The following is a 601-nucleotide window of genomic DNA, read 5'->3' as shown; positions in this document are numbered from 1 at the left end:
CCTTGCTACTACTGCTGCTGCAGCGTCCATTGGCCTCACTTCAATTTGGCGATAACGTCGCCACATCGCTGGGCGTTAACATCAAGCAAATCAAATTGCTGTGTTTATCATTGTCGATTTTCATCACCGCGGCTGTGGTCAGCGAAGTGGGTATCATTGGATTTATCGGTATCGTTGCCCCTGCGATTGCTCGCATGCTCGGTATTCAGCCATTTTCGGGGGTCGGCGGTGAACTTCTGCCAACCGGAGCCATGACAGCTCTGCTTGGTGCTCCGTTCCTACTCTGGTTATTGCAACGTACTAAGCTCAACTCGGAATTGAAAAATCGCAGTGAGCACGTTGAGCATTTCAAACATGCCGCCACTGGCAAGGTGTTGTCTGCCATGTTGTTGGTGCTCATCCTAGTATGTGCAGTTTCAATCACGCTCGGGCGAAACCAACTGGGTTGGAGCCTAGAGTTAAGCCCATCTCTACTTGAACTTCGCTTACCAAGAGTGCTTGTTGCACTGTTAGCAGGTATTGGATTGGCGTTTGCTGGCACCATCATCCAACGAATATCAAACAACCCAATGGCAAGCCCCGAAGTCCTCGGTATCAGCTC

1 protein-coding gene is annotated in these 601 nt (G+C 50.4%); it reads left to right on the top strand.

Translation table 11 applies throughout. The features are described 5' to 3' along the window. Window positions 1–601: iron chelate uptake ABC transporter family permease subunit (locus KIV40_RS33950; RefSeq protein WP_285353842.1), on the top strand; the 601-nt coding region annotated here is incomplete at both ends.

Source organism: Vibrio sp. D173a (assembly GCF_030248475.1).
Note: the sequence above shows the minus strand (reverse complement) of the source record. Positions and strands in the feature narration are given on the sequence as shown.